Source organism: Butyrivibrio sp. VCB2006 (assembly GCF_000420945.1).
Classification (GTDB): Bacteria; Bacillota; Clostridia; order Lachnospirales; family Lachnospiraceae; genus Butyrivibrio.
In genome coordinates, this window is the sequence record NZ_ATVX01000006.1 from 221,783 (window position 1) to 247,117 (window position 25,335).

The 25,335-nt window shown below is 39.6% G+C and carries 23 protein-coding genes; 7 read left to right on the top strand and 16 right to left on the bottom strand.

The genetic code is table 11. The features are described from left to right. Nucleotides 1-138: 138 nt before the first annotated feature. Nucleotides 139-1,773, bottom strand: a complete 1,635-nt coding sequence (locus tag G613_RS0108225) for a class I adenylate-forming enzyme family protein (protein ID WP_029232212.1) — start codon at nucleotides 1,771-1,773, stop codon at nucleotides 139-141. 214 nt (nucleotides 1,774-1,987) lie between these two features. Here G613_RS0108225 and iorA point away from each other — a divergent pair, with 214 nt between their 5' ends. The 4 genes from iorA to G613_RS0108245 all read left to right on the top strand — a co-directional run bounded on the left by iorA (nucleotide 1,988) and on the right by G613_RS0108245 (nucleotide 6,221). Beyond that, nucleotides 1,988-3,724 (top strand): indolepyruvate ferredoxin oxidoreductase subunit alpha, encoded by a 1,737-nt coding sequence (gene iorA, locus G613_RS0108230; protein ID WP_029232213.1) that lies wholly within the window; start codon nucleotides 1,988-1,990, stop codon nucleotides 3,722-3,724. Between the two features lie 15 nt (nucleotides 3,725-3,739). Beyond that, nucleotides 3,740-4,321, top strand: coding sequence for an indolepyruvate oxidoreductase subunit beta (locus G613_RS0108235; RefSeq protein ID WP_029232214.1), 582 nt, complete (start codon nucleotides 3,740-3,742; stop codon nucleotides 4,319-4,321). 48 nt (nucleotides 4,322-4,369) lie between these two features. Next, a complete protein-coding gene (locus tag G613_RS0108240; protein ID WP_029232215.1) occupies nucleotides 4,370-5,671 on the top strand; it encodes a phenylacetate--CoA ligase family protein in 1,302 nt (433 codons plus the stop codon). A gap of 115 nt (nucleotides 5,672-5,786) precedes the next feature. Next, nucleotides 5,787-6,221 carry an acetolactate synthase gene (locus G613_RS0108245; protein WP_029232216.1) on the top strand — a complete coding sequence of 145 codons (435 nt, stop codon included), beginning with the start codon at nucleotides 5,787-5,789 and terminating at the stop codon, nucleotides 6,219-6,221. Between the two features lie 60 nt (nucleotides 6,222-6,281). On the opposite strand, the gene G613_RS0108250 is transcribed toward G613_RS0108245, so the two are convergent. The 5 genes from G613_RS0108250 to G613_RS0108270 all read right to left on the bottom strand — a co-directional run bounded on the left by G613_RS0108250 (nucleotide 6,282) and on the right by G613_RS0108270 (nucleotide 10,650). Then, complete coding sequence (locus G613_RS0108250; RefSeq protein WP_029232217.1) at nucleotides 6,282-6,815, bottom strand: hypothetical protein; 534 nt, start codon at nucleotides 6,813-6,815, stop codon at nucleotides 6,282-6,284. Further along, nucleotides 6,812-7,939, bottom strand: coding sequence for a DUF6765 family protein (locus G613_RS0108255; protein ID WP_029232218.1), 1,128 nt, complete (start codon nucleotides 7,937-7,939; stop codon nucleotides 6,812-6,814). Before G613_RS0108255 ends, G613_RS0108250 begins: the two co-directional genes overlap by 4 nt. A gap of 2 nt (nucleotides 7,940-7,941) precedes the next feature. Beyond that, nucleotides 7,942-8,457: a hypothetical protein gene (locus G613_RS0108260; protein WP_029232219.1), complete on the bottom strand. Its 516-nt coding sequence runs from the start codon at nucleotides 8,455-8,457 to the stop codon at nucleotides 7,942-7,944. A 104-nt stretch (nucleotides 8,458-8,561) separates the two neighbouring features. Next, on the bottom strand, nucleotides 8,562-9,032 hold the full coding sequence (locus G613_RS0108265; RefSeq protein WP_029232220.1) for a GNAT family N-acetyltransferase: 471 nt from the start codon (nucleotides 9,030-9,032) through the stop codon (nucleotides 8,562-8,564). Between the two features lie 61 nt (nucleotides 9,033-9,093). After that, complete coding sequence (locus G613_RS0108270) at nucleotides 9,094-10,650, bottom strand: sodium:solute symporter family protein (protein ID WP_029232221.1); 1,557 nt, start codon at nucleotides 10,648-10,650, stop codon at nucleotides 9,094-9,096. Between the two features lie 211 nt (nucleotides 10,651-10,861). Here G613_RS0108270 and fsa point away from each other — a divergent pair, with 211 nt between their 5' ends. Further along, nucleotides 10,862-11,515: a fructose-6-phosphate aldolase gene (gene fsa / locus G613_RS0108275; protein WP_029232222.1), complete on the top strand. Its 654-nt coding sequence runs from the start codon at nucleotides 10,862-10,864 to the stop codon at nucleotides 11,513-11,515. 117 nt (nucleotides 11,516-11,632) lie between these two features. Here the strand turns inward: fsa and G613_RS0108280 are convergent, their stop codons facing one another. The 4 genes from G613_RS0108280 to G613_RS0108295 form a co-directional block, all read right to left on the bottom strand. Further along, nucleotides 11,633-13,567 (bottom strand): RsiV family protein, encoded by a 1,935-nt coding sequence (locus tag G613_RS0108280; RefSeq protein ID WP_029232223.1) that lies wholly within the window; start codon nucleotides 13,565-13,567, stop codon nucleotides 11,633-11,635. A 123-nt stretch (nucleotides 13,568-13,690) separates the two neighbouring features. Beyond that, nucleotides 13,691-14,440 carry a hypothetical protein gene (locus G613_RS0108285; protein WP_029232224.1) on the bottom strand — a complete coding sequence of 250 codons (750 nt, stop codon included), beginning with the start codon at nucleotides 14,438-14,440 and terminating at the stop codon, nucleotides 13,691-13,693. Between the two features lie 137 nt (nucleotides 14,441-14,577). Then, nucleotides 14,578-16,146: a hypothetical protein gene (locus G613_RS0108290; RefSeq protein ID WP_029232225.1), complete on the bottom strand. Its 1,569-nt coding sequence runs from the start codon at nucleotides 16,144-16,146 to the stop codon at nucleotides 14,578-14,580. Between the two features lie 348 nt (nucleotides 16,147-16,494). Further along, nucleotides 16,495-16,755 (bottom strand): hypothetical protein, encoded by a 261-nt coding sequence (locus tag G613_RS0108295; protein WP_029232226.1) that lies wholly within the window; start codon nucleotides 16,753-16,755, stop codon nucleotides 16,495-16,497. 262 nt (nucleotides 16,756-17,017) lie between these two features. Here G613_RS0108295 and G613_RS0108300 point away from each other — a divergent pair, with 262 nt between their 5' ends. After that, nucleotides 17,018-18,205, top strand: a complete 1,188-nt coding sequence (locus tag G613_RS0108300) for an acyltransferase family protein (protein WP_029232227.1) — start codon at nucleotides 17,018-17,020, stop codon at nucleotides 18,203-18,205. 23 nt (nucleotides 18,206-18,228) lie between these two features. Continuing rightward, nucleotides 18,229-19,371, top strand: a complete 1,143-nt coding sequence (locus G613_RS0108305; protein WP_029232228.1) for a glycosyl hydrolase family 8 — start codon at nucleotides 18,229-18,231, stop codon at nucleotides 19,369-19,371. A 93-nt stretch (nucleotides 19,372-19,464) separates the two neighbouring features. Here G613_RS0108305 and G613_RS0108310 read toward each other — a convergent pair whose 3' ends face one another. From G613_RS0108310 to G613_RS0108335, 6 genes are all read right to left on the bottom strand, one after another. Further along, entirely contained in the window at nucleotides 19,465-20,085 is a 621-nt protein-coding gene (locus G613_RS0108310; protein ID WP_029232229.1) for a metallophosphoesterase, read from the bottom strand. Nucleotides 20,086-20,135: 50 nt separating this feature from the next. Beyond that, nucleotides 20,136-20,624, bottom strand: coding sequence for a ribonuclease HI (gene rnhA, locus G613_RS0108315; protein WP_029232230.1), 489 nt, complete (start codon nucleotides 20,622-20,624; stop codon nucleotides 20,136-20,138). Between the two features lie 13 nt (nucleotides 20,625-20,637). Then, nucleotides 20,638-21,924, bottom strand: a complete 1,287-nt coding sequence (locus tag G613_RS0108320) for a HipA domain-containing protein (RefSeq protein WP_029232231.1) — start codon at nucleotides 21,922-21,924, stop codon at nucleotides 20,638-20,640. Further along, nucleotides 21,925-22,140 (bottom strand): helix-turn-helix domain-containing protein, encoded by a 216-nt coding sequence (locus tag G613_RS0108325; RefSeq protein WP_026661553.1) that lies wholly within the window; start codon nucleotides 22,138-22,140, stop codon nucleotides 21,925-21,927. Between the two features lie 165 nt (nucleotides 22,141-22,305). Beyond that, nucleotides 22,306-23,979: a MutS-related protein gene (locus G613_RS0108330; protein ID WP_029232232.1), complete on the bottom strand. Its 1,674-nt coding sequence runs from the start codon at nucleotides 23,977-23,979 to the stop codon at nucleotides 22,306-22,308. A 32-nt stretch (nucleotides 23,980-24,011) separates the two neighbouring features. Then, nucleotides 24,012-25,316, bottom strand: coding sequence for an amidohydrolase (locus G613_RS0108335; RefSeq protein WP_029232233.1), 1,305 nt, complete (start codon nucleotides 25,314-25,316; stop codon nucleotides 24,012-24,014). Nucleotides 25,317-25,335 lie beyond the last annotated feature (19 nt).

The window sequence follows — 25,335 nt, forward strand, 5'->3', positions numbered from 1 at the left end:
TCCGTTAAGTTGTATTCATAGTTAACGAAAAAGAAGACATCACTTTCGTAAATGATGTCTTCTAGCGATAATTTTCAATTAAGTTCTTCTGGATACAAAGAAGTTACTATATCTTATATTTACATTTTTTTACAAATATTACGCCTGGTTTTGTTTTTCTACCAGATGATCTCCGGCATACTTTTGACGAAGCTTAGGCTTATCAATTTTACCAGTAGCATTTCTGATAACATGATCAAATATTATCTTCCTAGGTCTCTTATATCTTGGCAGATCAACACAGAACGCATCCACTTCATCCTCAGTAAGAGTCATGCCCTCTTTTACCTGGATAATTGCAGCAGCAATTTCACCAAGACGTGGATCAGAAAGACCGATAACTGCGGCGTCGTGAATCTTATCATTCTTCATCAGGAAGCTCTCAATCTGAACAGGATAAAGATTCTCACCACCAGAAATAATAACGTCCTTCTTACGATCTACAAGGAAGATGAAACCATCTTCGTCCTGGCGAGCCATATCTCCTGTAAAAAGCCATCCATCCTTAAGAATCTCATTAGTAGCTTCAGGATTCTTGTAATAGCAGACCATGACTCCGGGACCTTTTACGCAAAGCTCACCAATTTCGCCCTGTGCAACAGGCTTGCCATCCTCATCAACAATCTTAGTCTTCCAACCATATCCCGGAACACCGATAGCTCCAACCTTATGCACATTCTCCATTCCAAGATGAACACAACCGGGGCCTGTGGATTCAGAAAGGCCATAGTTGGTGTCATACTTGTGATTAGGGAAGTATGTGAGCCAATGTCTTACAAGGCTCGGTGGAATTGGCTGAGCTCCTATATGCATAAGTCTCCACTGAGAAAGCTTATAGTCCTCTATTTTAAGTTTGCCACTATCAAGAGCAGCTAGAATATCCTGAGCCCAAGGCACCAGAAGCCAGACTATTGTACAATGCTCCTCTGATACTGCTCTGAATACTGCTTCAGGAGAATTTCCTTTCAAAAGAACTGCTCTGCTTCCTGTAAATAGTGAACCAAACCAGTGCATCTTGGCTCCTGTATGATACAAAGGAGGGATGCAAAGGAAACAATCTTCATGCTTGGTCTCATGGTGCATAGCTTCCATCTTGGCTGACTGCATAAGAGCTGTGTGAATATGTAAAATAGCCTTAGGAAAACCTGTTGTTCCCGATGAGAAATAAATTGCAGCATCATCTGAATCCTCCAAAAGAACCTTTGGAGCTACAGATGAAGCATTGGATACCTGTCTGTAATAGTCATCTGCATAGGATGGGCACTGATCTCCTACATAAAAAAGAAGTGTCTCTTTTTTGATCTTCTGTGCAATATCCTCGATTCGACCGATAAACTCAGGACCATAGAATAAAACATCCGAGTCGGAAGCCTTCAAGCAATAATCAATTTCCTCAGAGGTAAATCTGAAATTAAGCGGAACTGCTACAGCTCCTGATTTAAGAATTCCAAAATATATTGGCAGCCACTCAAGACAATTCATAAGAAGTATGGCACATTTCTGGCCTTTCTTAATGCCTCTTTCCATGAGCATATTGGCTACTCTGTTAGCCTTTTCATCAAATACAGACCAGGTTATCTGACGTCTGTAATAAGCCGTTGATGTAGGCTGAATAAGCTCGTACTCCTTCCAGGTTACTCTCTGTTCCTCCCTTATTTCCGGATTGATCTCTACCAGAGCAACCTCTTCCCCATAGAGCTTACTGTTTCTTTCTAGTAAATCTGTAATCGGCATAATATGTAATCCCCTTCTTGTACGCTTTAAAGTACTAAAGTCTAGTATACTTGTTAAATGCTCAAAGGTCAAACACTCTTTGCATTTTCACTTGATTTTCTTGGTTTTATTTATTATTCTGTTATAAGGGTTTACTTTACCGCTTTAAATCGCAAACTTGTTTGTGATTTGCATATTTTTAAATGAAAAGAAGTTTTGGTAGGAGGTTATTTACATGAGTTTGGAAAATGGTAAGCAGCTCATGCTGGGCAATAAGGCTGTTGCCCGTGGTCTTTATGAGGCCGGTGTCTGTTTTATCTCAAGTTATCCGGGAACACCCAGTACTGAGGTAACAGAAGAAGCTGCTAAGTATGATGAAATCTATTGCGAATGGGCACCTAATGAGAAGGTAGCTATGGAATCAGCTTTTGGTGCTTCTCTTGCAGGCCGCAGAGCATTCTGTGCTCAGAAACATGTAGGTCTTAATGTGGCAGCAGATCCGCTTTACACAATGTCATATACAGGAGTTAACGCAGGTCTTGTAATCGTTGTTGCTGACGATGCAGGAATGCACTCATCCCAGAACGAACAGGATTCTAGGCATCACGCTATTGCAGCAAAAGTTCCTATGCTTGAGCCTTCAGATTCCAAGGAAGCTCTGGAATTTACCAAGCTTGCCTACGAGCTTTCTGAGAAGTACGACACTCCTGTTCTTCTTAAAATGTGCACCAGAGTTGCTCATTCTCAGTCTATCGTTGAGACAGGCGAAAGAAATGTTCCGGATAAGCCATACGAAAAGAATATCGCCAAGTATGTAATGATGCCGGGAAACGCAAAAAAACGTCACCCTATCGTTGAACAGCGAACCAAGGACTTAATATCCTACGCAGAAAACTGCCCTCTTAACAGAGTTGAAATGGGGGATACCAAGATTGGAATCATTACCTGCTCAACTTCATATCAGTATGTAAAAGAGGTATTTGGAGATAGCGTATCTGTTCTTAAGCTTGGAATGACCAATCCTCTTCCCGAGAATCTGATCAAGGATTTTGCTTCAAAGGTAGATCAGTTATTCGTTGTTGAAGAGCTTGATCCAATCATCGAAAATCACGTCAAGTCCCTTGGTGTAAAGGTTACAGGAAAAGAACTTCTTCCAATTGTTGATGAGTTTTCACAAACACTCATTGCCAATGCATTCGGAAAAGAAACAGCTACTTCTTATTCTCTTACAGAAGAAATTCCAAACAGACCTCCTGTAATGTGCGCCGGATGTCCTCACAGAGGATTATTCTACACACTCAAAAAGAATAATTGTACTGTTCTTGGTGATATTGGATGCTACACCCTTGGAGCCGTTCCTCCTCTTGGAGCAATTGAAATGACTCTTTGTATGGGTGCTTCTATTGGTGCCCTCCATGGATTCAATAAAGTAAGAGGTTCTGAGAGTGAGCACAAGACCGTTGCTGTAATTGGTGATTCAACCTTTATGCACTCAGGTATGACCGGTCTTGCAAACGTAGCTTATAACCAGTCAAACTCCACTATTGTTATCGTTGATAACTCTATAACAGGAATGACAGGTCATCAGCAGAATCCTACAACGGGCTACAACATAAAAGGCGACCCTGCCGGCAAGATTGACCTTGAAGCTCTCTGCAAAGCCATGGGCTTTGAAAGAGTAAGAGTTGTTGATCCTTACAACCTTGAAGAATGTGAAAAGGTGTTAAAAGAAGAACTTGCAGCAGATGCTCCTTCAGTAATCATTTCAAGAAGACCTTGTGCGCTGCTCAAGTATGTTAAGCACAATCCTCCGCTTAATGTTAACAAGGATAAGTGTATCGGATGTAAGTCCTGCATGAGAATCGGATGTCCTGCAATATCCATGAAGGATGGCAAGGCTACTATTGATGCTACTCTTTGCGTTGGATGTAATGTATGTAGTCAGCTTTGTCCCAAGAAAGCTTTTGAATAATAGGAGGATAAGAAAATGGAAACCAAAAATATCATGATTGTTGGCGTAGGTGGTCAGGGATCACTTCTTGCCAGCAAATTACTTGGTCATCTCCTATTATCAGAGGGGTATGACGTAAAAGTTTCAGAAGTTCACGGAATGAGTCAGAGAGGCGGAAGTGTTGTAACCTATGTTCGCTATGGTGACAAGGTTTACTCTCCTGTAATCGATAAGGGTGAGGCTGATTACATAGTTTCATTTGAGGCCCTCGAGGCAGCAAGATGGCTCCCATTCCTCAAAAAGGATGGCCAAATTGTAACTAACACCCAGCAGATTGATCCTATGCCTGTTATTACAGGTGCTGCCCAGTATCCAGAAAAACTTGTAGATAAATTAAAAGCTACCGGTGCCAAGGTAGATGCTCTTGATTGCCTCTCTCTTGCAGAGCAGGCAGGTTCTGCCAAGGCTGTAAACATCGTACTTTTAGGAAGACTCTCTCACTACTTTGACCTTCCCGAGGATGCGTGGATGAAATCTCTGGAAGCAAATGTTCCGTCCAAGTTCCTTGAGATGAACAAAAAAGCTTTTGAATTGGGAAAAAACTATTCTGAGAACTAATAATTGATACTATAAACAATTGCTGTAAGTTGGCGGGAGAATCATAAAATGGAACAATACTTTCAAAAGGAAATTGAAACAGCAAGCTACGAAGAAATAAAAAAAATACAGAGCGAAAAACTTGTAGCACAGGTAAAAAGAGTTTGGGACAACGTTCCCTACTATCGCAAAAAAATGGAGGAAAAAGGAGTCACACCTGATGACATCAAATCCATTGATGATCTTCACAAGCTCCCATTCCTGTCCAAAAAGGACCTTAGAGATGCATATCCAACCGGACTACTTGGTGCCCCAATGAAGGACTGTGTCAGAATTCACTCAACTTCCGGAACCACCGGAAAAAGAGTTGTCGCCTTCTACACGCAGCATGATATCGACCTTTGGGAAGACTGTTGTGCCAGAGCAATTGTGGCAGCAGGCGGAAGCAACGAAGATGTATGCCAGATTGCTTATGGATTTGGTCTTTTTACTGGCGGTGCCGGACTCAACGGTGGGTCACATAAAGTTGGATGTCTTACTGTTCCCATCAGTTCAGGAAACACTGACAGACAGATGATGTTCATCCAGGACCTTCAGGCCACTATCCTGTGCTGCACTCCAAGCTATGCTGCATATATCTCAGAGCGCTATAAAGAAGAAGGATATTCTCCTGAAGATATTCCTCTAAAAGCAGGAATCTTTGGTGCTGAAGCCTGGAGTGAAGAAATGCGTCAGGATATCGAAAAGACTCTTGGAATAAAGGCGTTCGATATCTATGGTCTCACAGAACTCTCAGGCCCCGGAGTTGCCTTTGAATGCAGCGAGCAAAATGGTATGCATATCAATGAAGACCACTTTATCGCGGAAATTATTGATCCTGACACAGAGGAAGTTCTTCCTGAGGGATCACAGGGCGAGCTGGTATTTACAGCTGTAGACAAAGAGGCCTTCCCAATGCTCAGATATCGCACCAGAGACATTTGTAAGCTTACAAGAGGCAAGTGCTCCTGCGGAAGAACCTTCATCAAAATGGCTAAACCTATGGGAAGATCTGATGATATGCTTATTGTCAGAGGTGTAAACGTATTCCCTAGCCAGATTGAAACTGTTCTTCTCAATAACGGATATGCTGCCAATTATCAGATTATTGTTGACCGTCAGAACAATACCGATTCCTTGGATGTTCAGGTTGAAATGACCCCTGAGATGTTCACAGATAACATCGGTGAAATCGAGGAACGCCAGAAGAAGCTTGCTACTGATATGCATGCCATGCTTGGTATCAAAGTTCATATATCTCTCATGGCTCCCAAGTCAATTGCAAGAAGTGAAGGCAAGGCTGTAAGAGTTATAGACAAACGTAAGATCTAAACAAAGATTTAATATGAGTTTTATACAAAAAAGCCATCATAAATAGTAAACTATAAATGAGGTATTTACTAAACAATTGCTCATTTATTATTCAAACATAATCAGGAGAAATCATATGAGTATAAAACAGATATCCGTCTTTCTCGAGAATAAGCCCGGCACTCTTAAAAAGCTCACCAGTGTTATGGCCAAGAATAATATTGATATGCGTGCTACTTCTCTTGCTGAGACCAAGGATTTTGGTATTGCCAGAATCATTGTAGATGATGCCTTGGAAGCAGTTAATACGCTAAAAGAAAATGACTTTGTCGCAAGCCTCACTCCTGTTCTTGCTGTAGAAATACCGGATGAAGCAGGCGGACTCGATAAACTACTGGATGTATTTGCTACTGCCGAAGTTAATATTGAATATATGTATGCTTTCCCCGGAAGAGGCACAGAAGGCCACGCATATATGATATTCCGTGTAGCTGATACAAAAGCTGCTGAAGCAAAGCTTACTGGTAAAGGACTTAAGATTCTTTCTCAGGAAGATATTGCAAATATCTAATCATTCCAAAATAATAAAGCCATTGCGTTTCATGTACCAGGCAAACGCAATGGCTTATTTTTACTGAATGTAAACAAAAGTAGTTTTTCTGAATGCGGAAATAATCTTTATGAGAGACGAATAAAGAAGTCCGAAACAATAAATATATACAGCTGTTTGAGGTAAATTACTAAATGCTATACAGGCAACAGCAAGGAAAACATCGATAAGTCCATGGGAAAATTTAAGCTTCCAGGATTTTGAACCATATTTTAAGGTCTCAATTACTCTTAATATCTCAACAAGTCCTGTGAATCCGTGGATAATAGCCAGATATATTAAAAGAACTGACTCAGGCAGATCTAAAAGTGTACTAGTAAAAATACCTATATCCAAAAAGAATATACCCTTATATAGCACAATCTTCCCTCCCACCATAAATCTGGCCATCGAAAAGAAATACGCAAGTTCTTTTATACCCATAAATACCAGACTCAGAGAAAGAAAAACGATTATCAGCAAATATCCGTAATCATCCGCAACAAAAAGAACAATAGATAAAGCTATTGTAAATAAAGCAACAACAACTTCTTTTATCTTCTGAAATCTTGTCATACAGCTTCCTCACTGCGTATTCCAACACTAATTTCCTTAGTAAAACCGGCAATAAGATTTCCGGATTTATAAATCTCATTAGCTACCATGCCTTTATGGGCTATTGCTCCCATAATAAATCTCCCAAGAAAAGTAAAGGGCTTGTTTCTCTTATTGGCATTTATATAATCATCCTGATATTTTTCAATATCAAAATCAGGAATCTTTTCCCCTGAAAGTTCTTCTCCAAAAGCTTTCCAATCATCTGAAGCTATAAGCTGTCTTTTCCTGATAATACCTTCTATCCTATCCCTATAAGGCTCTATGATTTCAAAATCATATGTATCTTTATCAAATGTATCAATATCTCCCCTAATATACCTCATAGCTCTAATCATCTGGGTAAAAGCGTGTATATAATCATTTGGATTGTCTTTTACAATATCCTCATAATCATTCCAGGCAGGTACATATCTGTATTTTATAAATGAATAATCAGGAAGATGCCCTGCTCTTCCGTGGCCAAGGTTCATAATAGATTCTTCGTCGCCCTGGTATAGGCTGTTAGTAAATAGCCCCTTTTCCAAATCATCAGCAGCAGATGGATTATGTCTGAATTTGATTCTTCTCTCAATCTCCTGCCCATCCTCTGAAGTAACAAATTCATTTACTTCAGAAGTGACATTATTTATTACAAGGGACGGAGTCCCCGCAAAATTACTGTGTGCCCAGGTATCAGCAAGAACATGCATTGCAATTCCAACTGAAGCCAGCGGCTTATTTTTGGCAAGTTCAACAGTCTTTACTACAAGGTCACCGTTCGGCCCACAAATAAGCCTGTATTTATTCATATAGAGCTTTGTACGTTTCGCTTTTTGCGCATATAAATCCTTAGGCAAAAAATGGAATGCTGCCCAAATTCTGGTTATGTCCTGAATTCCCAAAATATCTGTTCTGGAATCCATCATTTCTAACTGAAGCTGCGTAGTTGCAGCTAAAGCAGGAGCTTTGATTTTTATTAAAAGAGTTTTCGAACAAAGATCTACGAATTGAGCACTATAACATATATCCAATGCCTCTTCATGAGAGTAGCCTGCAAGATAAGCGGCACAATATGTGGCATAGTAATGAAAATCTTCCTGCATAATTACCCTTTCTTTAATTCTTTTTGAATAGACAGCACCTTAAAAGAACTATAGATCATGTCAAATAAAATAAAAGTAAAAGTAATATCAAGCAAAATGGAAACTACAACTGTATCAATTTCCTGCATATCAATCGGCGTCCTAAAATATGCAAAAAGTCCAAAGAAATTCAGCACCGCATAAATAGTAGCCCAAACAAGAAAGCCCTTCCTTGCTCTTCTTTTCTTTTTACCGGTAATATCAAAAGCTTTGCTAAAATTAATGGCTCCAAAGCCTATGCGAAAATGAAATAGAATAATAATTATGCAAAGAATAAAAATAAGAGCCCAAAAGACAATTACAAGATCACCAAGTTCCGCTTCATCAACGTCAAAGATATCCTGTAAGGACTCAGATCCATATTTAATTGATAAAACCAATTTTATGGCCACCCAAAGAGAATACAAAATTACAAATAATCCGCTGATTCCTATATTTGAATTATATTTTCTAAGCTTAGTTCTGGTTTCCGTATCCATATAATCACACTTTCCACAGATTTTTATCATTTATATTATAGCACACATAATAATACGCAAAAGCGGCAGGAGTATCTTCTCCTGCCGCCATATATCCTAAGACATTACAAAATATATTCCATTTGAGTTTCTTTTACCTTCATGCCCATCTTATCATAGAATTTTTGGGCACATTCATTGCCTTCCCATACATTAAGGCTTATCTCATAGCAATCCAGCTCTTTTGCCTTTTCTTTTACGTATTCAAAAAGCTTCATTCCTACGCGCTGTTCTCTAAAACGTTGATCAACGCAAAGATCATCAATAAACATTGAAGTAAAAGGAACCATCGTAGTCGTAAATGGCTGCTTTTTAAGCATGCAAAATGCATATCCCATTACCGTATCCTTGTCATCCACCGCAACAAAAATCGGTCTGTCGTCATCAGCAATGATCTTGCGCAAATCCTCTTCCGTATACTTGGTAGTTCCGGAAATGAAGATGTCAGGCCTAATGTGCGCATGAATCTCAAGAACCTGACCAAGAAGCCCAAGTAAACTGTCGATGTCCCCCGTTCTAGCTCGTCTTATTTTCATCTTTTTCTCCCCCTTATTACTAAATAAAGAATTCCCGTATTAATTCTTTATCCATGAAAAATCAGGCTACGTTCTCTCCATCATCAGACAGAGAAACGCTCTGATGTACCATGACTTCTTTATCATAGCACGCGAAGGCAGAGTCTACCAGTGACTTATCCGGTTTCTTGGTGAAAAGAGATACAACAGGAACAATAACAAGTCCGGCGATCATACAGAAAGCACCTGCATTTATAGGCGACTGTAAAAGAGTCGGGAAACTGCTTCTAACAAGCATATTGGCAAGCATAACTACTGTTGAGAATACAAAACTGCACCAAACGCCAGCCTTGGTAGTTCCTTTCCAGTAAAGTCCATAAAGGAATGGCGCAAGGAATGCTCCTGCCAATGCTCCCCATGAAACACCCATAAGCTGAGCTATAAAGGTTACATTCTGCCTGTACTGAACGATAGCTATAACTACTGAGATAGCTACGAATACAACGATCAAAAATCTCATGATAAAGAGCTGCTTCTTTTCATCCATATCTTTTACCACATGCCCCTTAAGAAGGTCCAGTGTAAGAGTTGAGCTACTTGTAAGAACAAGTGATGACAGTGTCGACATGGAAGCTGAAAGAACAAGAACCACAACTACTGCTATGAGAATATCAGGAAGTCCTGAAAGCATTGCAGGAATGATGCTATCATATCCGCCTGCAGCTATATCTACTCTGTCTGAGAAAAGACGCCCAAATCCGCCAAGGAAGTAGCATCCACCGGCTACAACAAAAGCAAACATTGTTGAAACGATTGTTCCCTTTGAAATTGACTTCTCACTCTTAATTGCATAGAACTTCTGCACCATCTGAGGAAGTCCCCAGGTTCCGAGAGATGTAAGAATTACAACTCCGAGAAGGTTAAGTGGATCCGGGCCAAAGAAGGAAGCAAAAATACCGGGAGTTGTAGAAACTGACTCATCAGTAATTCTTGCAAGTCCATCCAGTGAAGCTATGAATCCGCCTTTGCTTCCAAGAACTGATAAAACAACTGCGCTTATACCTACAAGCATAATGATTCCCTGAATGAAATCATTGATTGCTGTAGCCATATATCCTCCGGCAATAACATAGATTCCGGTAAGAACTGCCATAACGATAACGCAGATTGAATAGTCAATATTGAAGGCCATTCCAAAAAGCCTTGAAAGTCCGTTATAAAGTGATGCTGTGTAAGGAATCAGGAAAATAAATGTGATAATTGATGCAGCAATCTTAAGAGAGTTTCCTCCAAATCTTGCAGCAAAGAACTGTGGCATAGTAGCGGAATTAAGATGCTGAGTCATAATTCTGGTGCGCCTTCCAAGAATTCTCCAGGCAAGAAGTGAACCTATAAGCGCATTTCCAATGCCCACCCAGGTTGCAGCTATTCCGTATTTCCAACCAAACTGGCCAGCGTAACCTACGAAAATAACAGCTGAAAAATAAGATGTTCCATAAGCAAATGCTGTAACCCATGGACCAACAGATCTTCCACCAAGAACAAATCCGTTTACATCAGTAGAATTCTTCCTACAGATAAAACCGATTGCCAGCATTGTTGCAAAGAAAACTAGAAGTAACAAAACTTTGATGATCATAAATACCCTCCATAACCCCTTTTTATTCATGTTTTTGACTAAAAGATGTCGTCTTTAATACTTTAACGCTTTAAATCGTGTTGGTCAATCATATTTTCATATTTATTAGCACTAAATAATAAAAAATAAGCAAAAAAAGATAACAAATACCAAAACATCCGTGTTATTATATGTCTGTTGTTTATTACATCTTATAAAAGGAGCAAAGGTTATGAAATTATTTGTTGACACAGCCAATATTGAAGAAATTAGAAAAGCTAATGACATGGGGGTTATCTGCGGCGTTACTACTAACCCATCACTTATCGCTAAGGAAGGAAGAGACGTTTACGAAGTAGTTAAAGAGATCGCTTCTATCGTAGATGGTCCTATCTCAGGTGAGGTTAAGGCTACAACAACTGATGCTGAGGGCATGATCGCTGAGGGACGTGAGATTGCTAAGCTTCACAAGAACATGGTAGTTAAGATTCCTATGACTGTAGAAGGTCTTAAGGCTTGTAAGGTTCTTTCAAGCGAAGGTATCAAGGTTAACATGACTCTTATCTTCACAGCTAACCAGGCTCTTCTTTGTGCTAGAGCAGGTGCTGCTTTCGTTAGCCCATTCCTTGGAAGACTTGATGACATCAGCGTTCGTGGAACAGACCTTATTTCTGAGGTTGCTGAGATCTTCAACATCCACAACATCGAGACAGAGATCATCGCAGCTTCTATTCGTAATCCTATGCACGTTACAGACTGCGCTCTTGCAGGTGCTGATATCGCAACAGTTCCTTACAAGGTAATCGAGCAGATGACACATCATCCTCTTACAGATGCTGGTATCGAGAAGTTCCAGAAGGACTACCTTGCAGTATTTGGTGAGTAATTGATTAACTGATTGAATATAATAAAAGCTTAGAAAAATCAAATCGATTTTTCTAAGCTTTTTTATTACGGTCTTCTTGAATACACTCATCAATGGATTGCATTTTTAACTTGAGAATCATCTATGCGTCAATGTATCCGTACCAAATATCTCCTCATACGGAATCTCTACTTCAATAAATCCAGAAGAATATGGTCCAATTTCATATGGGGCAAATGAGTAAACTAAAGATTTCTCCCTAAAGAAAACAGTCGCATCCTCTATTGATACGCTCTCGTAGGCTGCACTATAGGCACTATCAGCATCACTAGCAAAATATTTATCCGAATCATCGCAGTTTTCGAAATCTTCTTTTATCTTTTCAGCTACAATTCTCTTAAAATCTTCATCTGTTCCGGAATAGAAATCCTTGAAATGTAATTCCTCTCCAGTGGTAAGGTCATAAACAAGCTGCTCTTTCCACGGCAAGCCATGCGCACCACCACCATACCAAACGCCACTGCAATCAATAGCAAGGTAATCTCCTATAACATCTGCTTTCTTAACATAGTAATCCTGAGTTTCCTGCCATGAACTTGGATATTCTTTGTGAGTTGCACAGTCCTCATAATCGCTCTCATGAAGTTCCATGCTTATTTCACTCAGGTGGGTCTTGTGTTTCTCTTTTAAATCTGTACTTATCACATTCGCATATTCAGACCATTCATCGGAAAGCTGGAAATACTCGTCATAATTATATCTAAGCAGAGTATCGCACCTAGGGCATCTGGCAGAAAGATAGTCGCTCAGAACCGTGCCGTATTTTATGGTACTAAGCTCTATGCCCGTTTCATCAAGCGCCACGGCGCCGCCTTCATCAAGTCTGTACCACTTGCGAACGTACCCATCCACATCTTCAATGAACATATTGTCGCCCACAAGTCCGTATTCCCTTGACAGATATTCGCCTGCCCCTGGGATATTATCCCTTGTAAAAAGAGCTTTCTCTTCTCCAGTTACACAGTCGTACTCGTAAAGAGTAAACTCGTTGCTGCCAGGCATTTCGTCATAATCACGATAGTAAATCTTGCCATCTTTGTAATTAACTATGGAAATGTAATCTTCTGAAACCACCTTAATCTCGCCTGTTTCAAGATCTATACATTTATAGTATTGATCCAAGATTGTTGGGTATTCATGGAATAACGCATACTTACCGTCAAAGCCAGCAAACATCAACTGTGGCTCATTAACATCAGCCAGAACCTGAGTCGTTCCATCGCCTTTTATCTTCAAAATCTGGCTATTCCAGTCATCAACCGCCTTAGCAGCTACTACAAATCCATACTCATCTATCGCTCTTGAAATGCTATACGTACCATTTTCACCATATATCCAACCTCTATTTGCTATAAGCCGGCAGTTTTCTAAGGCTTTCAGTACATTTTCAATAGAAGTTTCGCTTTTGATAAAAGAAAAAGCGTCAGCTCGTAGTGAAAAGATATCCTCAACATAATGGTATTCATCCAAACTTCCCTGATAAGAGGTAACATAGATATTTCCATCGTAAATTTCAAAGTTCCTTAAATCATACCCGCGCTCAAGTGATGTGACCTCAGCAAAATCCCGAGAATTCATATCAATCGCCCAGATATGCGTTATACTATCACCATGATCATCTGGATCAAGATACTCAATGTAATAATAGAAAAAGATGCTTGCTGATTCCGCCAAAATATTACTCTCACTAAATGTAGGGTGGCCATTTTCTTCAGCAATATCACTTATTTCCTGATAATTGTACTTTCCAGCATAGTCCCCTTTTTCGTCGACAACATAGAGATACTCTTCGCTATCCTCGTGAGGCAAAAGATATTCACTAACTAAAGAAGTAACTTCTATCTCCCCCTGAATGTCTTCATCGTTGCTATTATCGTTCTTCGCATCTAATGCGCTACTATTACTACTGGATTCTACAGACAATTCCGGCTCAGTTCCCTTATCACTACTGCATCCTATCAGCTGCAAAGACAATGCCGCAATAAGAACTATCTCGAGCAATTTATTTTTCATCTGCTTAAACTCCTCAATAACTTATCGTAATTATCACATATGATTATAGTAAACAACAAAGCGGCTTACAATCATTTGATTGATTGTAAACCGCCATGGATACGGGATTTTCATTTTCAATTCTTATACAAGTTCTTTTCTCTCTTCGAAGAGAGCCCTGATCTTTTCTTCGTAATCTTCCTCGGATTGCTTCTCCTCTTTTTCTTTCAGCGCTTCCTGTACTCTCTCCAGCTCTTTATCTACTCTTTCCATAAGTTTATCCCAGTCTTTTTCACTAAATTCCTGGCTTCCTAGCTGGATCTTGATCTCAGTCTCGTTGTTTATCAGCTTGTAATATAGTTCTGAACGGAATTCCTTTATCTGCTCGGCAAAAGAACTTTCTTTTACCTCTTGTTCATTCTCTGCATCTGGAGTTTCATTTTCATCGGCAACATCATCAATAGGTTTGGACTTTTCCTCTTCAATCTCATGACGCTTTCTCGTACAGTGATTGTATTCATGGATTGCTCGCATGATTGCATTAAGGTCCTCAGGTGTAAACATACTAGCAGCCTTTGATAACTGATCAAAATTGTCTACATTAACATGCAGAGCTCCGCCACTTGGAAGATATATCTTAAGAATCTTGTTCTTCTCATACATATTTCCAAGGGTTATTGCATTCTGTTTGAAATCACATCCAAAAACAACACCGTTATAATTTATGATGCCATCTTTAGCCAGAAAACTGTATGGGCACTTCTTATCACTAGCTTCACTCAGATGAGATCCAAAGCTTTTTGAAGATTCTGTAGCGCCTGTAGAATTCTCTTTTCCCATCAACAAAGAGTAATTGTCATTATAATGATCCAGTTCCAGTACCGCTATTCCCATGATTCAAAGCCTCCTAAAAAGGAACAAAAAACGTGCCTTTCCCTGGATATCAATCCATTGAAAAGACACGCATACCTTTGCTATCTTATTTATCGGCAGAATTCTTAAGAATGTTTATATTAGTAAAAAAATTATTCTCATTCCGCTTCTTCTCTTATAAACTCAAACGTCTTTCCACCATCAGCAGAAGCATAAATGCCTACTGTTCGTGCACCATCAAGTTCAGCACTATGATGATCACCATCAGGTCCCTGCACCATCTTCACAAATATGGTACCTGATTCCTCCCAGGCATCTTCAGGCATAACGAAAGGATTATACACCTGTCCTGTTGGAAGTTCTATCTTAGGTGAAGGAAGTGTTATATCCTGATAGCTCTCGCCACCATCAAAGGTCGCAAAAAGATTTCCCAAGCTTCCACCAGAATATGTTAAAGCAGCAAATCCAGTAATCCCGTCATCTAAAAATGTTATGAATTTTGCCTCTCCAGTCTGCTGATTGAAAGGATCCGAATTAACAAGTCTGGCACTACCAACATCTCCCTTCTTGTCAAAAGAAAGAAGCACATAGAAGCTACTTCCCAAGGCACGATCAACTGGAACAAGTGCATATTCACTACCATCAGGAAAATCATAAAATACTTCGTAATCGTATGATGCCCATTGCCTTATCACATCATCACCAATCTCTTCTGTTGAAACCTCTGGATCAATGGAAAAAGATTCTTCGGCTGCATCCTCTGATTCATCGGAAACTATAGGTCCTCCGAAGGCATAATACTCATGATTTAAGTATCTTTCTACGCATGTATATAAATTGTTGTAAAATCCGACCTTATCATCAGTATAACTATCAATACTAAGTGTGCTGGCAAAGCTCATTTCCACCTTTTCACAGCCATATGCTGTTACTATGATGCCTGCTTTGTCATACATTTCCTTGGCTTCATCATACGGAAGGCGTTCAAAACACTTATCGAGCCACTCGCAAATGTTATCGCAAAAAGGATTTAGATCCTGATTACCATATCCATTAATCGAAATAATCGGTGTATAAACGAGATCCGACAGATTATCTCCTTCTTTAACATCCCATTCCAAACTTCTATTGAATCTTTCTGGAAAAAGATCATCCGTCACAGCCTTAAATACTTCCTGCCTATAACTGTCATGAAAAGCCAAGCTGGCATCAGCGCTAAACACAATCCCATCCGCTTTTACTACATACCCAGTTTCATCTTTTATAATCAGGTCTACCTTTTCTATGTTGTATCTTTCCTTGAGTATCGCTCCGATCTCTTCGTCGGTATAACCCATAAAGGAAGCTCGACCATCGTAAAAGACTTCTACTTCTTGGTCTGATTGTTCGCAGCCCTTCAAGGTTATGACGACACCATACTTCATCCATTCAACAGAGTAATTGCCCGTTTGGAACTGTCCGCCGTCGTCATATATATCCTCACGAAATGTTTCCACTGTCCTATCGCCATTCTTCAAAGTTACTTTGCAGTGACATGGTCCGAATGGCCAATCAGCCTCACCTACAGCCTGAAAGATAACACTGTATTGGTTATCTGGTGATTGTTCCACCCCAACAGTCGTAGTTTTCCAGGATGTTTTGTATTTCCATGCAAGAAACAGAGCAAGTAATACTGCAAGCAACGATAACACGACGCATATACTTATATTAATTATCTTTTTTATCATATTTTTCCCCATATCTTCTAATTATACTCAATAAAAAGCGGCTTACAATCATTTTTATGACCGCAAACCGCGATGATACTGGCTTTTACCACTTTTTCTTCTCTGAAAATCCCATCTTCAGTTTAAAATGCATCAAGAAACTACGTTCGAATTAAAACTTAAACCAAGAATTCTCTTAAATAAAAACATAATCTTTGAAAACAATAGTTTTTGTTAACTGACCTTGATATGCCTAGCTACGCGGATGGCTCGTAAATCTGCTTCTAGCCATTGTAATAACAAAAAGTACCTGTCAATGTAAAATTTTCTTCACATTGACAGGTACTAATTTGGTCTTGATTTTGCAAGTTACTGCACTACAGGGGGATTTACATCATACCCCCACGATTTGAGTATATCTTCAGCTTCTTCATCGGATATCGTCTCAAGATTTTCCCAACAGCCCTGGCCTAGATAGACAGCCCTTGCATATGATTCATCCTTATAATCTGGTCTTGGGATAAGCTCGCTCCATTTAGTATCGCCTTTATGCAATATCTCTGGCGTTAACCCATTCCCTCTTTTTCTTATAAGAACATCTTTATACCTAAAATCATATTCGTATCTCATAATATACCCCATCTTTTATCAATAAATCTTCAACCCATAACTAGTATACCATGTATACATAATAGCTTATCAAAGTATAATCATTAGTCACTGTAAACTCATTTTCATATCTGTAAACTTTGTAAATTCCGCAATTATTGACATACTCATAGAAAGAATTGCGTAGCAAAAATTAGTCCAAAATACTATATTTTATGTGGGGTTATGCGTGCATTTGTTTGCATGCAAAAATAGACAAAAAAATGTATTTTGGAGGTATGGTATGAAACAACTAATTTATTCAGTCTATGTAATTCTACCGATTATTTTGTTATGGGGAGCGAAGTTTTCTGGGTTCAAGAATTTCAACGAAGAATTCTTATCACTTAAGCAGACTAAGGCAGTTCAGGGATTCCTTGCTATCTGTATCATGCTCCACCACATCGCACAAAAAACCTGCGCATCATGGATTCAGCCACAGAGCAGAATTGTTCATGGTCTCGATATCTTTGTAAATGCAGGATTCCTTCTCGTTTCTGTTTTCCTTTTCTTCAATGGTTATGGTGTATACAAGAGCTTCCATTCCAAGGAGAACTACTTAAATGGCTTCATCAAGAAGCGTATCTTACCTGTTGTTCTTGCTCTTTACACAACTACACTTATCTTCTTTGTAGCAAGACTTCTTGTTGGTGAGAAGATGGATGGCAAGCAGATTGCTCTTTATCTTACAAGTATTGATCTCTGCAATCCTAATACCTGGTATGTTATCGTTCTTCCATTCTTCTATCTGGCATTCTATCTGTCATTCAAGTTCATCAAGAAAGATGGCCTTGCAGTATTTGCTACAACAGCATTTGTTATTGCCTATATCGTTCTTGGCGCTAACATCAATCACAACGACTACTGGCTTAGAGGCGAATGGTGGTACAACTGTGTAATTCTTTTCCCTGTTGGCATCATCTTTGCCAAGTTTGAAAATAAGATCGTTCCTCATCTTCAGAAGTTCTACTGGATATACTTCGTTGTTGCTTTCGCAGCTTACTACCCTGTTTACGTTTGGTCACAGGGCGTATGCGGCAGATTCGGCTACTACGGAGAAGGATGGCTTCCTCAGAACATAATTGTTATGAACAGACTTATCAGCGTTTCATCACAGGCTGTTGTAACAACTCTTTTCGTATTCTGTGTTCTCCTTCTTAGCATGAAGCTCAAGGTTGGCAACAAGTTCATCAACTTCATGGGAACAATCACACTTGAGTTCTACCTCATCCACGGCTTATTCGTTGAGCTCTTTGGATGGCAGTTTGACGGTGGTGTTCGTTCACCTCACCACATCAAGTATGTAATCGTATATGTTCTTGTTGTATTTGCTCTTGGTGTTCCATCTGCAATTGTACTCAAGCATATCCACGAGATCATTCTTGGAAAAAGAAAAGTTTCAGCAAAAGCATCACTTAAAATTTCAGCATAAATAAAGACAATAAAGGAAATACTATGGGAGCATTTGAAAACAAAACTTACAGAAATCTTCTTAAAGAAATTGGAATTCCAGAGGAGGAAATACAGGCTCGAATCAAGGAGGCTGTTCAGACTTTCTTTTACGATGAGAATGAGCGCATCTATCACGAAGCCGGTGCAGATATGGGATATCTGTGCGATACAGGTAATAACGACGCCAGAACTGAGGGTATGTCCTACGGCATGATGATGTGCGTTCAGCTTGATATGAAGGAAGAATTTGACCGAATCTGGAAATGGTCCAAGACTTATATGTTCATGGATGAGGGCGAGAACGAAGGCTATTTTGCCTGGTCATGTCAGACAAATGGCACCAAGAACGCCTACGGCCCTGCTCCTGACGGAGAAGAATTCTATGCAATGGCACTTTTCTTTGCTTCCCATAGATGGGGCGACGGCGAAGGTATCTTTGAGTATAGCCGCGAAGCTAAAGAAATCCTGAGTGCCTGCATACACAAGGGTGAGAACGGACGTGTTGGCTGTCCTATGTGGAATAGAGACAATCATCAGATTCTCTTTGTTCCAGGCATCGATTTTACTGATCCTTCCTATCATCTCCCACACTTCTATGAGCTCTTTGCTCTTTGGGCTAACGATGAGGACCGCGAATTCTTCAAGAAGGCAGCAGCTGTCAGCAGAGATTATCTTGTCACAGCCTGCCATAAGGATACAGGTTTAAGCGCTGAATACGCCAATTTCGATGGTTCACCTATGGATAAAGAACTTGCTTGGGGTTACTATGGCAACTTCTTTAGCGACGCATATAGAACAGCTGCCAATATCGGTCTCGACAGCGTATGGTTCTCAGATGATCACGGACAGCAGTCAGCTCCAATCCGTATGATGAAGTTCTTTGGAACAGATCTTGAGGCTGTCAGATGCGAATACAAGATAGACGGAACACCTACAGACAAACCTGTTCTTCATCCTCTTGGTCTTGTTTCTACAATTGCTCAGGGCGCTCTTGTAGCTAAGACTCCGGAAGAGATGGAGCTTGCCACCAAGTGGATTAAGTGGTTCTGGAATCAGCCAATGAGAAAAGGCGTTCGCCGCTACTATGACAACTGCCTGTACATGTTTGCTCTTCTAGCATTGTCAGCTAATTACAGGATTTATTGATTCTATTACTTCGGTACTTATTCTACTTCATATTTTATAATCCATATTAAAAGGATGACTGTTACATAACAGTCATCCTTTTGCATTAAGAAATTACTCAGTTTTCTTTAGTTCCTGATCAAGTCTGATCCACTCAGAAAGTGTAAGTGGCGTGTAGTCAGATTTCTTACAGAAACAGTTGATCATATTACAGGGAATAGTACTCTCGTGCTCACTTCCAATAGGATAATAAGGTGTTTCTTTTATCAGCTTAATAATCTTCTGCATCAAAACCTCATCCCTTGTCTCGTGAACATGCCCATATAGCATAAAAGCCTTGGGGTCACCGTTATGGCGTTTACGGTACTGTCCTTCGTAGAAAGGAATTGGATAATGGTTGCAGATTACTTTTTTCTGAGAATCTGTAATCTCGCGGTAATTATCAATCCATTCAAAGCGGGCTGCATCAAAGTCAGGCTTTCCTACATACTTATCATGGTTACCAGTAATAAGACACAGTTTACCATTAAGACGATGGATGAGTTCATTAGTTTCATCCACAGTTCCAAGAGAAAGGTCCCCCAGAATAACTACTGTATCAGTCTTACTGACCTTACTATTCCATTTTTCTATCATGTATTCATTCATTTCTGTAACATCAGCGAAACCTCTTTTATCCATCTTAGTATTAAGAGCGCCGTGATAGAAATGACAGTCAGCTATGTAATGTATCAAATATATAACCTCATAAAATTCAATTATCACTGTGTACCAATGTGCACAAATTACTTCAAGTCTCCGCCATCATCATGAAGAAGCATATCTGGATCCTGATCTGCTGCAGCTGTTGCAAGCTGGTCACATCTCTCATTCTCTGAATGTCCAGCATGTCCCTTAACCCAGTTCCATCTGATGCCATGTGGTTCAGCAGCAGCAAGAAGTCTCTTCCACAGCTCAACATTTTTAACAGGCTTATTACCCGCTGTCTTCCAGCCCTTCTTGATCCAGCCGTCGATCCACTTGTCATTAAATGCCTTGATAACGTACTGTGAATCAGAGAACATCTCAACATCACAGGGTCTATTCAGAGCTTCAAGACCAACTATCGCGCCCATAAGCTCCATTCTGTTATTGGTAGTCTTGTCATAGCCTGCGCTAAGCTCCTTCTCATGAACTTCACCCTTGGCATCAACATATCTGAGTATTGTACCATACCCACCTGGCCCATCTGGGTTTCCTCTTGCTGATCCGTCCGAATATATCTCTACTCTCATCTTTTTCTCCTTATTACAAATTGGCGTATCCGCCTTTTCTAATTATATCTGCTTGCATTTTATCTGCATCTCCAAAGCCTTTTTCGCCTAGCTCGGCACTAGCTCTTGATAATGCATCTTCAAACCCTTCTGCTGTTTCATCGAATATCTTCATTGCAAGTCTTTCTGGTATTCCGACAGTAGCTGCTGCGCTTGAAAAACTTGCTCTGTTAAGGTGTTCTATATCAAGCTCTCCACCAATATAGAAACTCATTTCCTTTGTCATATTATAAATCCTGGTGCTGACAATGTCATATGCAGGTGACAATTTAATATTCTTAAGATTATCATTATACACCAGCGAATAGTTCTTGATATGGCAGTCTGTATTACCTATGAGAAAATTGAAGCATATCCTCTTCCAGAGCTTGTTCTGCTCCATAATAGGATCACTACAATAAAAACGTACCAGATCAAACATCCTGCGAATATAGCCAGAATCCTCTTTTTCATACTTATCACTGGCAGATATTCCCATAGCCTGTGCAAAGTCTTCCTGATGAAGTCTTATAGGAACATAAAGGCCATCTATAACTTTTTTATCACTGATCACTCTGTCATATCGCTTAGTAGCATAAAGAATATCTGAATCAGCGCCGCTTCCTGTATCTACAATGAATGTTTCAGGAATATCGATTCCAAGATTATGAGCTGTCAGCATACACAGCTGCTCATTAAGTACTATTCTCTCAAGTCTCACATGGCTCTGTTTGACAATATGAGTACTGGGAGCATCTCCTGTTGGTAAATACCAGTCATCATTAGCATCATCATAATATAAACCAACCTTACCAGTTGCTCCGGTCAGAGATAAATGCGTCTCCAAAAGAACCTGAGTAGATTTGGACGCGCCTTCCTCAGCAAGAGCCTTCACCTGCTCAACAGAGAGTTTCTCATAGTCAGATGTACTCTTATCCTGTAATCCGGACAAATCATCATCAACAACCTTGATGGCTCCAAGACACTCACTTCCAAGGGTGGCAAGTATCGTCATATAGTCATTCTCATCGGTCTTGATCCAGTTCGCTACAGCCTTCCTGGAAAAACCTTCCGGTAAAAGACCTTCAAAGAAATTCCTGGTCACAGATGAAGAAAATGCTTCCTCCTGCAAAGGCAGTGAAATAGATATTGGCGCAGCATATACTGAATCAAGATATTCTCTGGAATACCGAAAACAGGCATCGTTATAAGACTCACCAACAATGCTGCCGACATATTTCTGTTCACCGGTTATCTCTATAAATATAGACAAATGCCTCATTTATATACCTCTCTCATTAAGCTCAATATCAATTCCCAATAGATTAGCCAGATAAATAGCCTTACCTAGTTCTATTGAAGCCTTGCCATTTTCCAGGTCAGAAATAAAGCTGGCACTGATACCACTTACTTCGCACACATACTTCTGTGTGTATCCCATTTTCTTTCTTCTCTTTTTGATCATTTCACCAAAAGATTTAGAATCCGTAATTTTCATGGCATTCCCTCTGTTCATGCACATCACGACTTTATTACCATGCATTATAGCCGTACGGCTATATACTCATCTCAGATAATAAAAAATAGCCGTTCGACTATATTTATATAATTTGATTATAAATATAGCCGTACGACTATGTCAATAGCAATAATAACTATTTAGTTATGCCCAAACTCCATCTTTAAGGAAGTGCTCAGCAAGGTTCTGGGCATCATCAACGATCGTCTTATCATAACCAAGAACACTTAAGAGTTTAATGGCATTACGCGTTGTAGCCGGTCCCTCTTTTATCTGATAATCAAACTGAACGTCATTGTCAGTTACATTTCCTTCAAAGTGATAGATATCAAACTCATTCTTAAGAAGTGATGTAAGCTCGATATCATGTGTAGCAGCAAAGCACATTACCCCGTTATCAGCACAGCACTTTAGGATCTGAGTTGAAGCAGCAATTCTCTCAACTGTATTGGTTCCGCGAAGAACCTCATCTACAAAGCAAAGTACAGGAGCACCCTTCTCTTTGTTTGCATCAAGAATTCTTTTAATAGACTTAATCTCAACAATGTAGTAGGAATCTCCGCCAAAGATATCATCCTTGAGCGCCATAGATGAGTAAATCCTGTAAATAGGAGCCTTGTAGTTCTTACCAAGAACAGTGTGAATAGACTGCGCCATAACAGCATTTATTGCACAGGTCTTAAGGAATGTAGATTTTCCTGAAGCATTGGAACCAGTAATGAGAAGCCCCTTTCCAGTATCAATGCTATTAGCTACTGCATCAACAATAAGAGGATGATAAAGTTCCTCTCCAGCATAATTGCCTTCTGCAAATTCAGGAATACAATAGCCGCCATCAAAAGACTTTCTAAAGCATGCTATAGATATCTCAGCTTCCAATCTTCCAAGGATAGTAATTATCTCATCAAGATCATCCTTTTTATCCATAACCTGTTTATACATGTTATTAAACTTAATAAGATCAAGATGAAGCGCCATCTTAAAATATTCCATTATGATTTCCAGCGGATTTCCAGTAGTATTATACTTACTATTTCCCATAAGTATAAAGGATCCTCTGGTAAACGATCTGAATTTCTTGGATAATGAAGTAAGTTTATCTATATCCTCTGAAATCTCAGAAATCTTTACTTTTTCAAAGTATTCAGTCGCATATATTACTCTCAGAATATAAGCAAAAGAAGCAAGATATGGCTCTATTTCATTCTTTATCCCAAAATAATTAATGATGTTAATAAGTGATAATGCAACCAATGAAAGAAAACCAACAGTGAAATTTACAAACATTAAACCGATTGCTACAGCCATAAGTGCAATCATCAGAAAATGTCTGGTATTAGATACATTAGGAACATTATCAAGATATCCTATATAGTCATAAATTGAATATCTGATTCTTCTGCCAATATTTGAGTAAATAAGCTGACATTTTCTTCTCTCTTCATCATTATTCATGAAGAAATCAACGTGCTGTTCCAGCTTATCAAAATCGTCTTTTTGTTTGGGGGATCTGAGCATATAGTAAAGGTACTCTTCACCAGAAGCGCTAAGGCAATAATTCATTCTGGCAAAAACGCCGTCCATATTAAGATCATTCCAGGTTGTATCATCAATCTGAAATTCTTCTTTATGCTTGGAATAATATCCCTGCAGATGGTCTAGATCGTCAGGTTTATACTCTCTTTTAGGAGCCTGACCGAAAGTGTCCTTTAGCTTTTTTATCAGATACTTTTCCTGAATTTTCTTATCACGAAGTCCCAGCAGATATGCAATAAGGCAAATACCTGCTAAAACAGCTAATAATATAAGTGCTTCCATATATTTCCTTTTCTATTTAAGTCTGACTATAGTTAGTTTCCGTATATTCTGGCTTTGATCTCCTCAGCCTTGGCATAAACCTCTGATGGTTCTACGCCAATATTGAATTTACCATTCTCGTAGCGAATGATACCACCGATCATAGTCATAATTACATTACTCTTACTGCCACTATAAACAATATTCTTAACGATATTGTTGATTGGCTGCATGTTAGGCTGCTGAAGATCAAGCATAATAATGTCAGCAAGTTTGCCCTCTGCAAGGACATCACAGTCATTAAGACCCATAGCATAAGCTCCGTTTACAGTAGCCATCTTAAGAACCTCTGCCGCATCAACACTGGATGCATCCATATCTTTTAACTTGGCAAGGCCTGTAACCAGGAACATTTCTCTGAACATATCAAGACAGTTGTTGCTGGCAGGGCCGTCAGTACCAATAGCAACAGGAATACCGCACTCAAGATACTTGGCAATAGGAGCTATTCCACTCGCAAGTTTAGTGTTTGATCCGGGATTCGTGACAGCAAAAAGCCCTCTGTCCTTCATAATTTCTCTGTCATGGTCGTTTGTCCAAACAAGGTGATATCCACCTCCGCCATAATCAAAAAGGCCCAGAGAATCAAAGAACTCTATAGGAGTCATGCCGTATCTTTCTACACACTCTTTTGTCTCGGTTTCTGTTTCCTGAATATGAGCCCAGAAAGGAGCTTTATACTTATGAACGAGCTTAGAACACTCCTCCAAAAGCTCTTTAGAACATGTATACTCAGCATGAACACCAAGAATGAATGAGTTATAAGGGTCTTTACCATTTATATCCGTGTAATACTTGTCAAGAAGTTCTACTGACTGGCTAAAATTATTGACACAGCTGGTCTGAACGCATCTCATACCACAGTCTCTAAAAGCATCTGCCACAGTAAATGGCGTCAGATACATCTCAAATACAGAAGTAATTCCACTTGTTAAGTATTCCAGAATTGAAATCTTGGATAAATGATAGATATCCTCTCCTGTCATCTTAGCTTCAACAGGGAAAATCTGTGTTCCCAGCCAGTCCTGAAGAGGCAGATCATCAGCCTTGGATCTCATAAGAGTCATGGCTGAATGGGTATGAGCATTTTTGAAACCGGGCATAAGGAGATTGCCATGACAGTCAATCTCCCTATCCCAGATAAGAATTGTATCTTTATGAGTGTTGCAATACCCTCTGCCTTCCTCTTCAGTACCGACAAAAAGTATTCTATCTTCTACTACCCAAACTTCCCCAACAAATATATCTCTGCCTTCCTCCATAGTAAGGATTCTGGCGTTGTAGAATCTTGTTCTCATAACAGCACCCCCGATATGC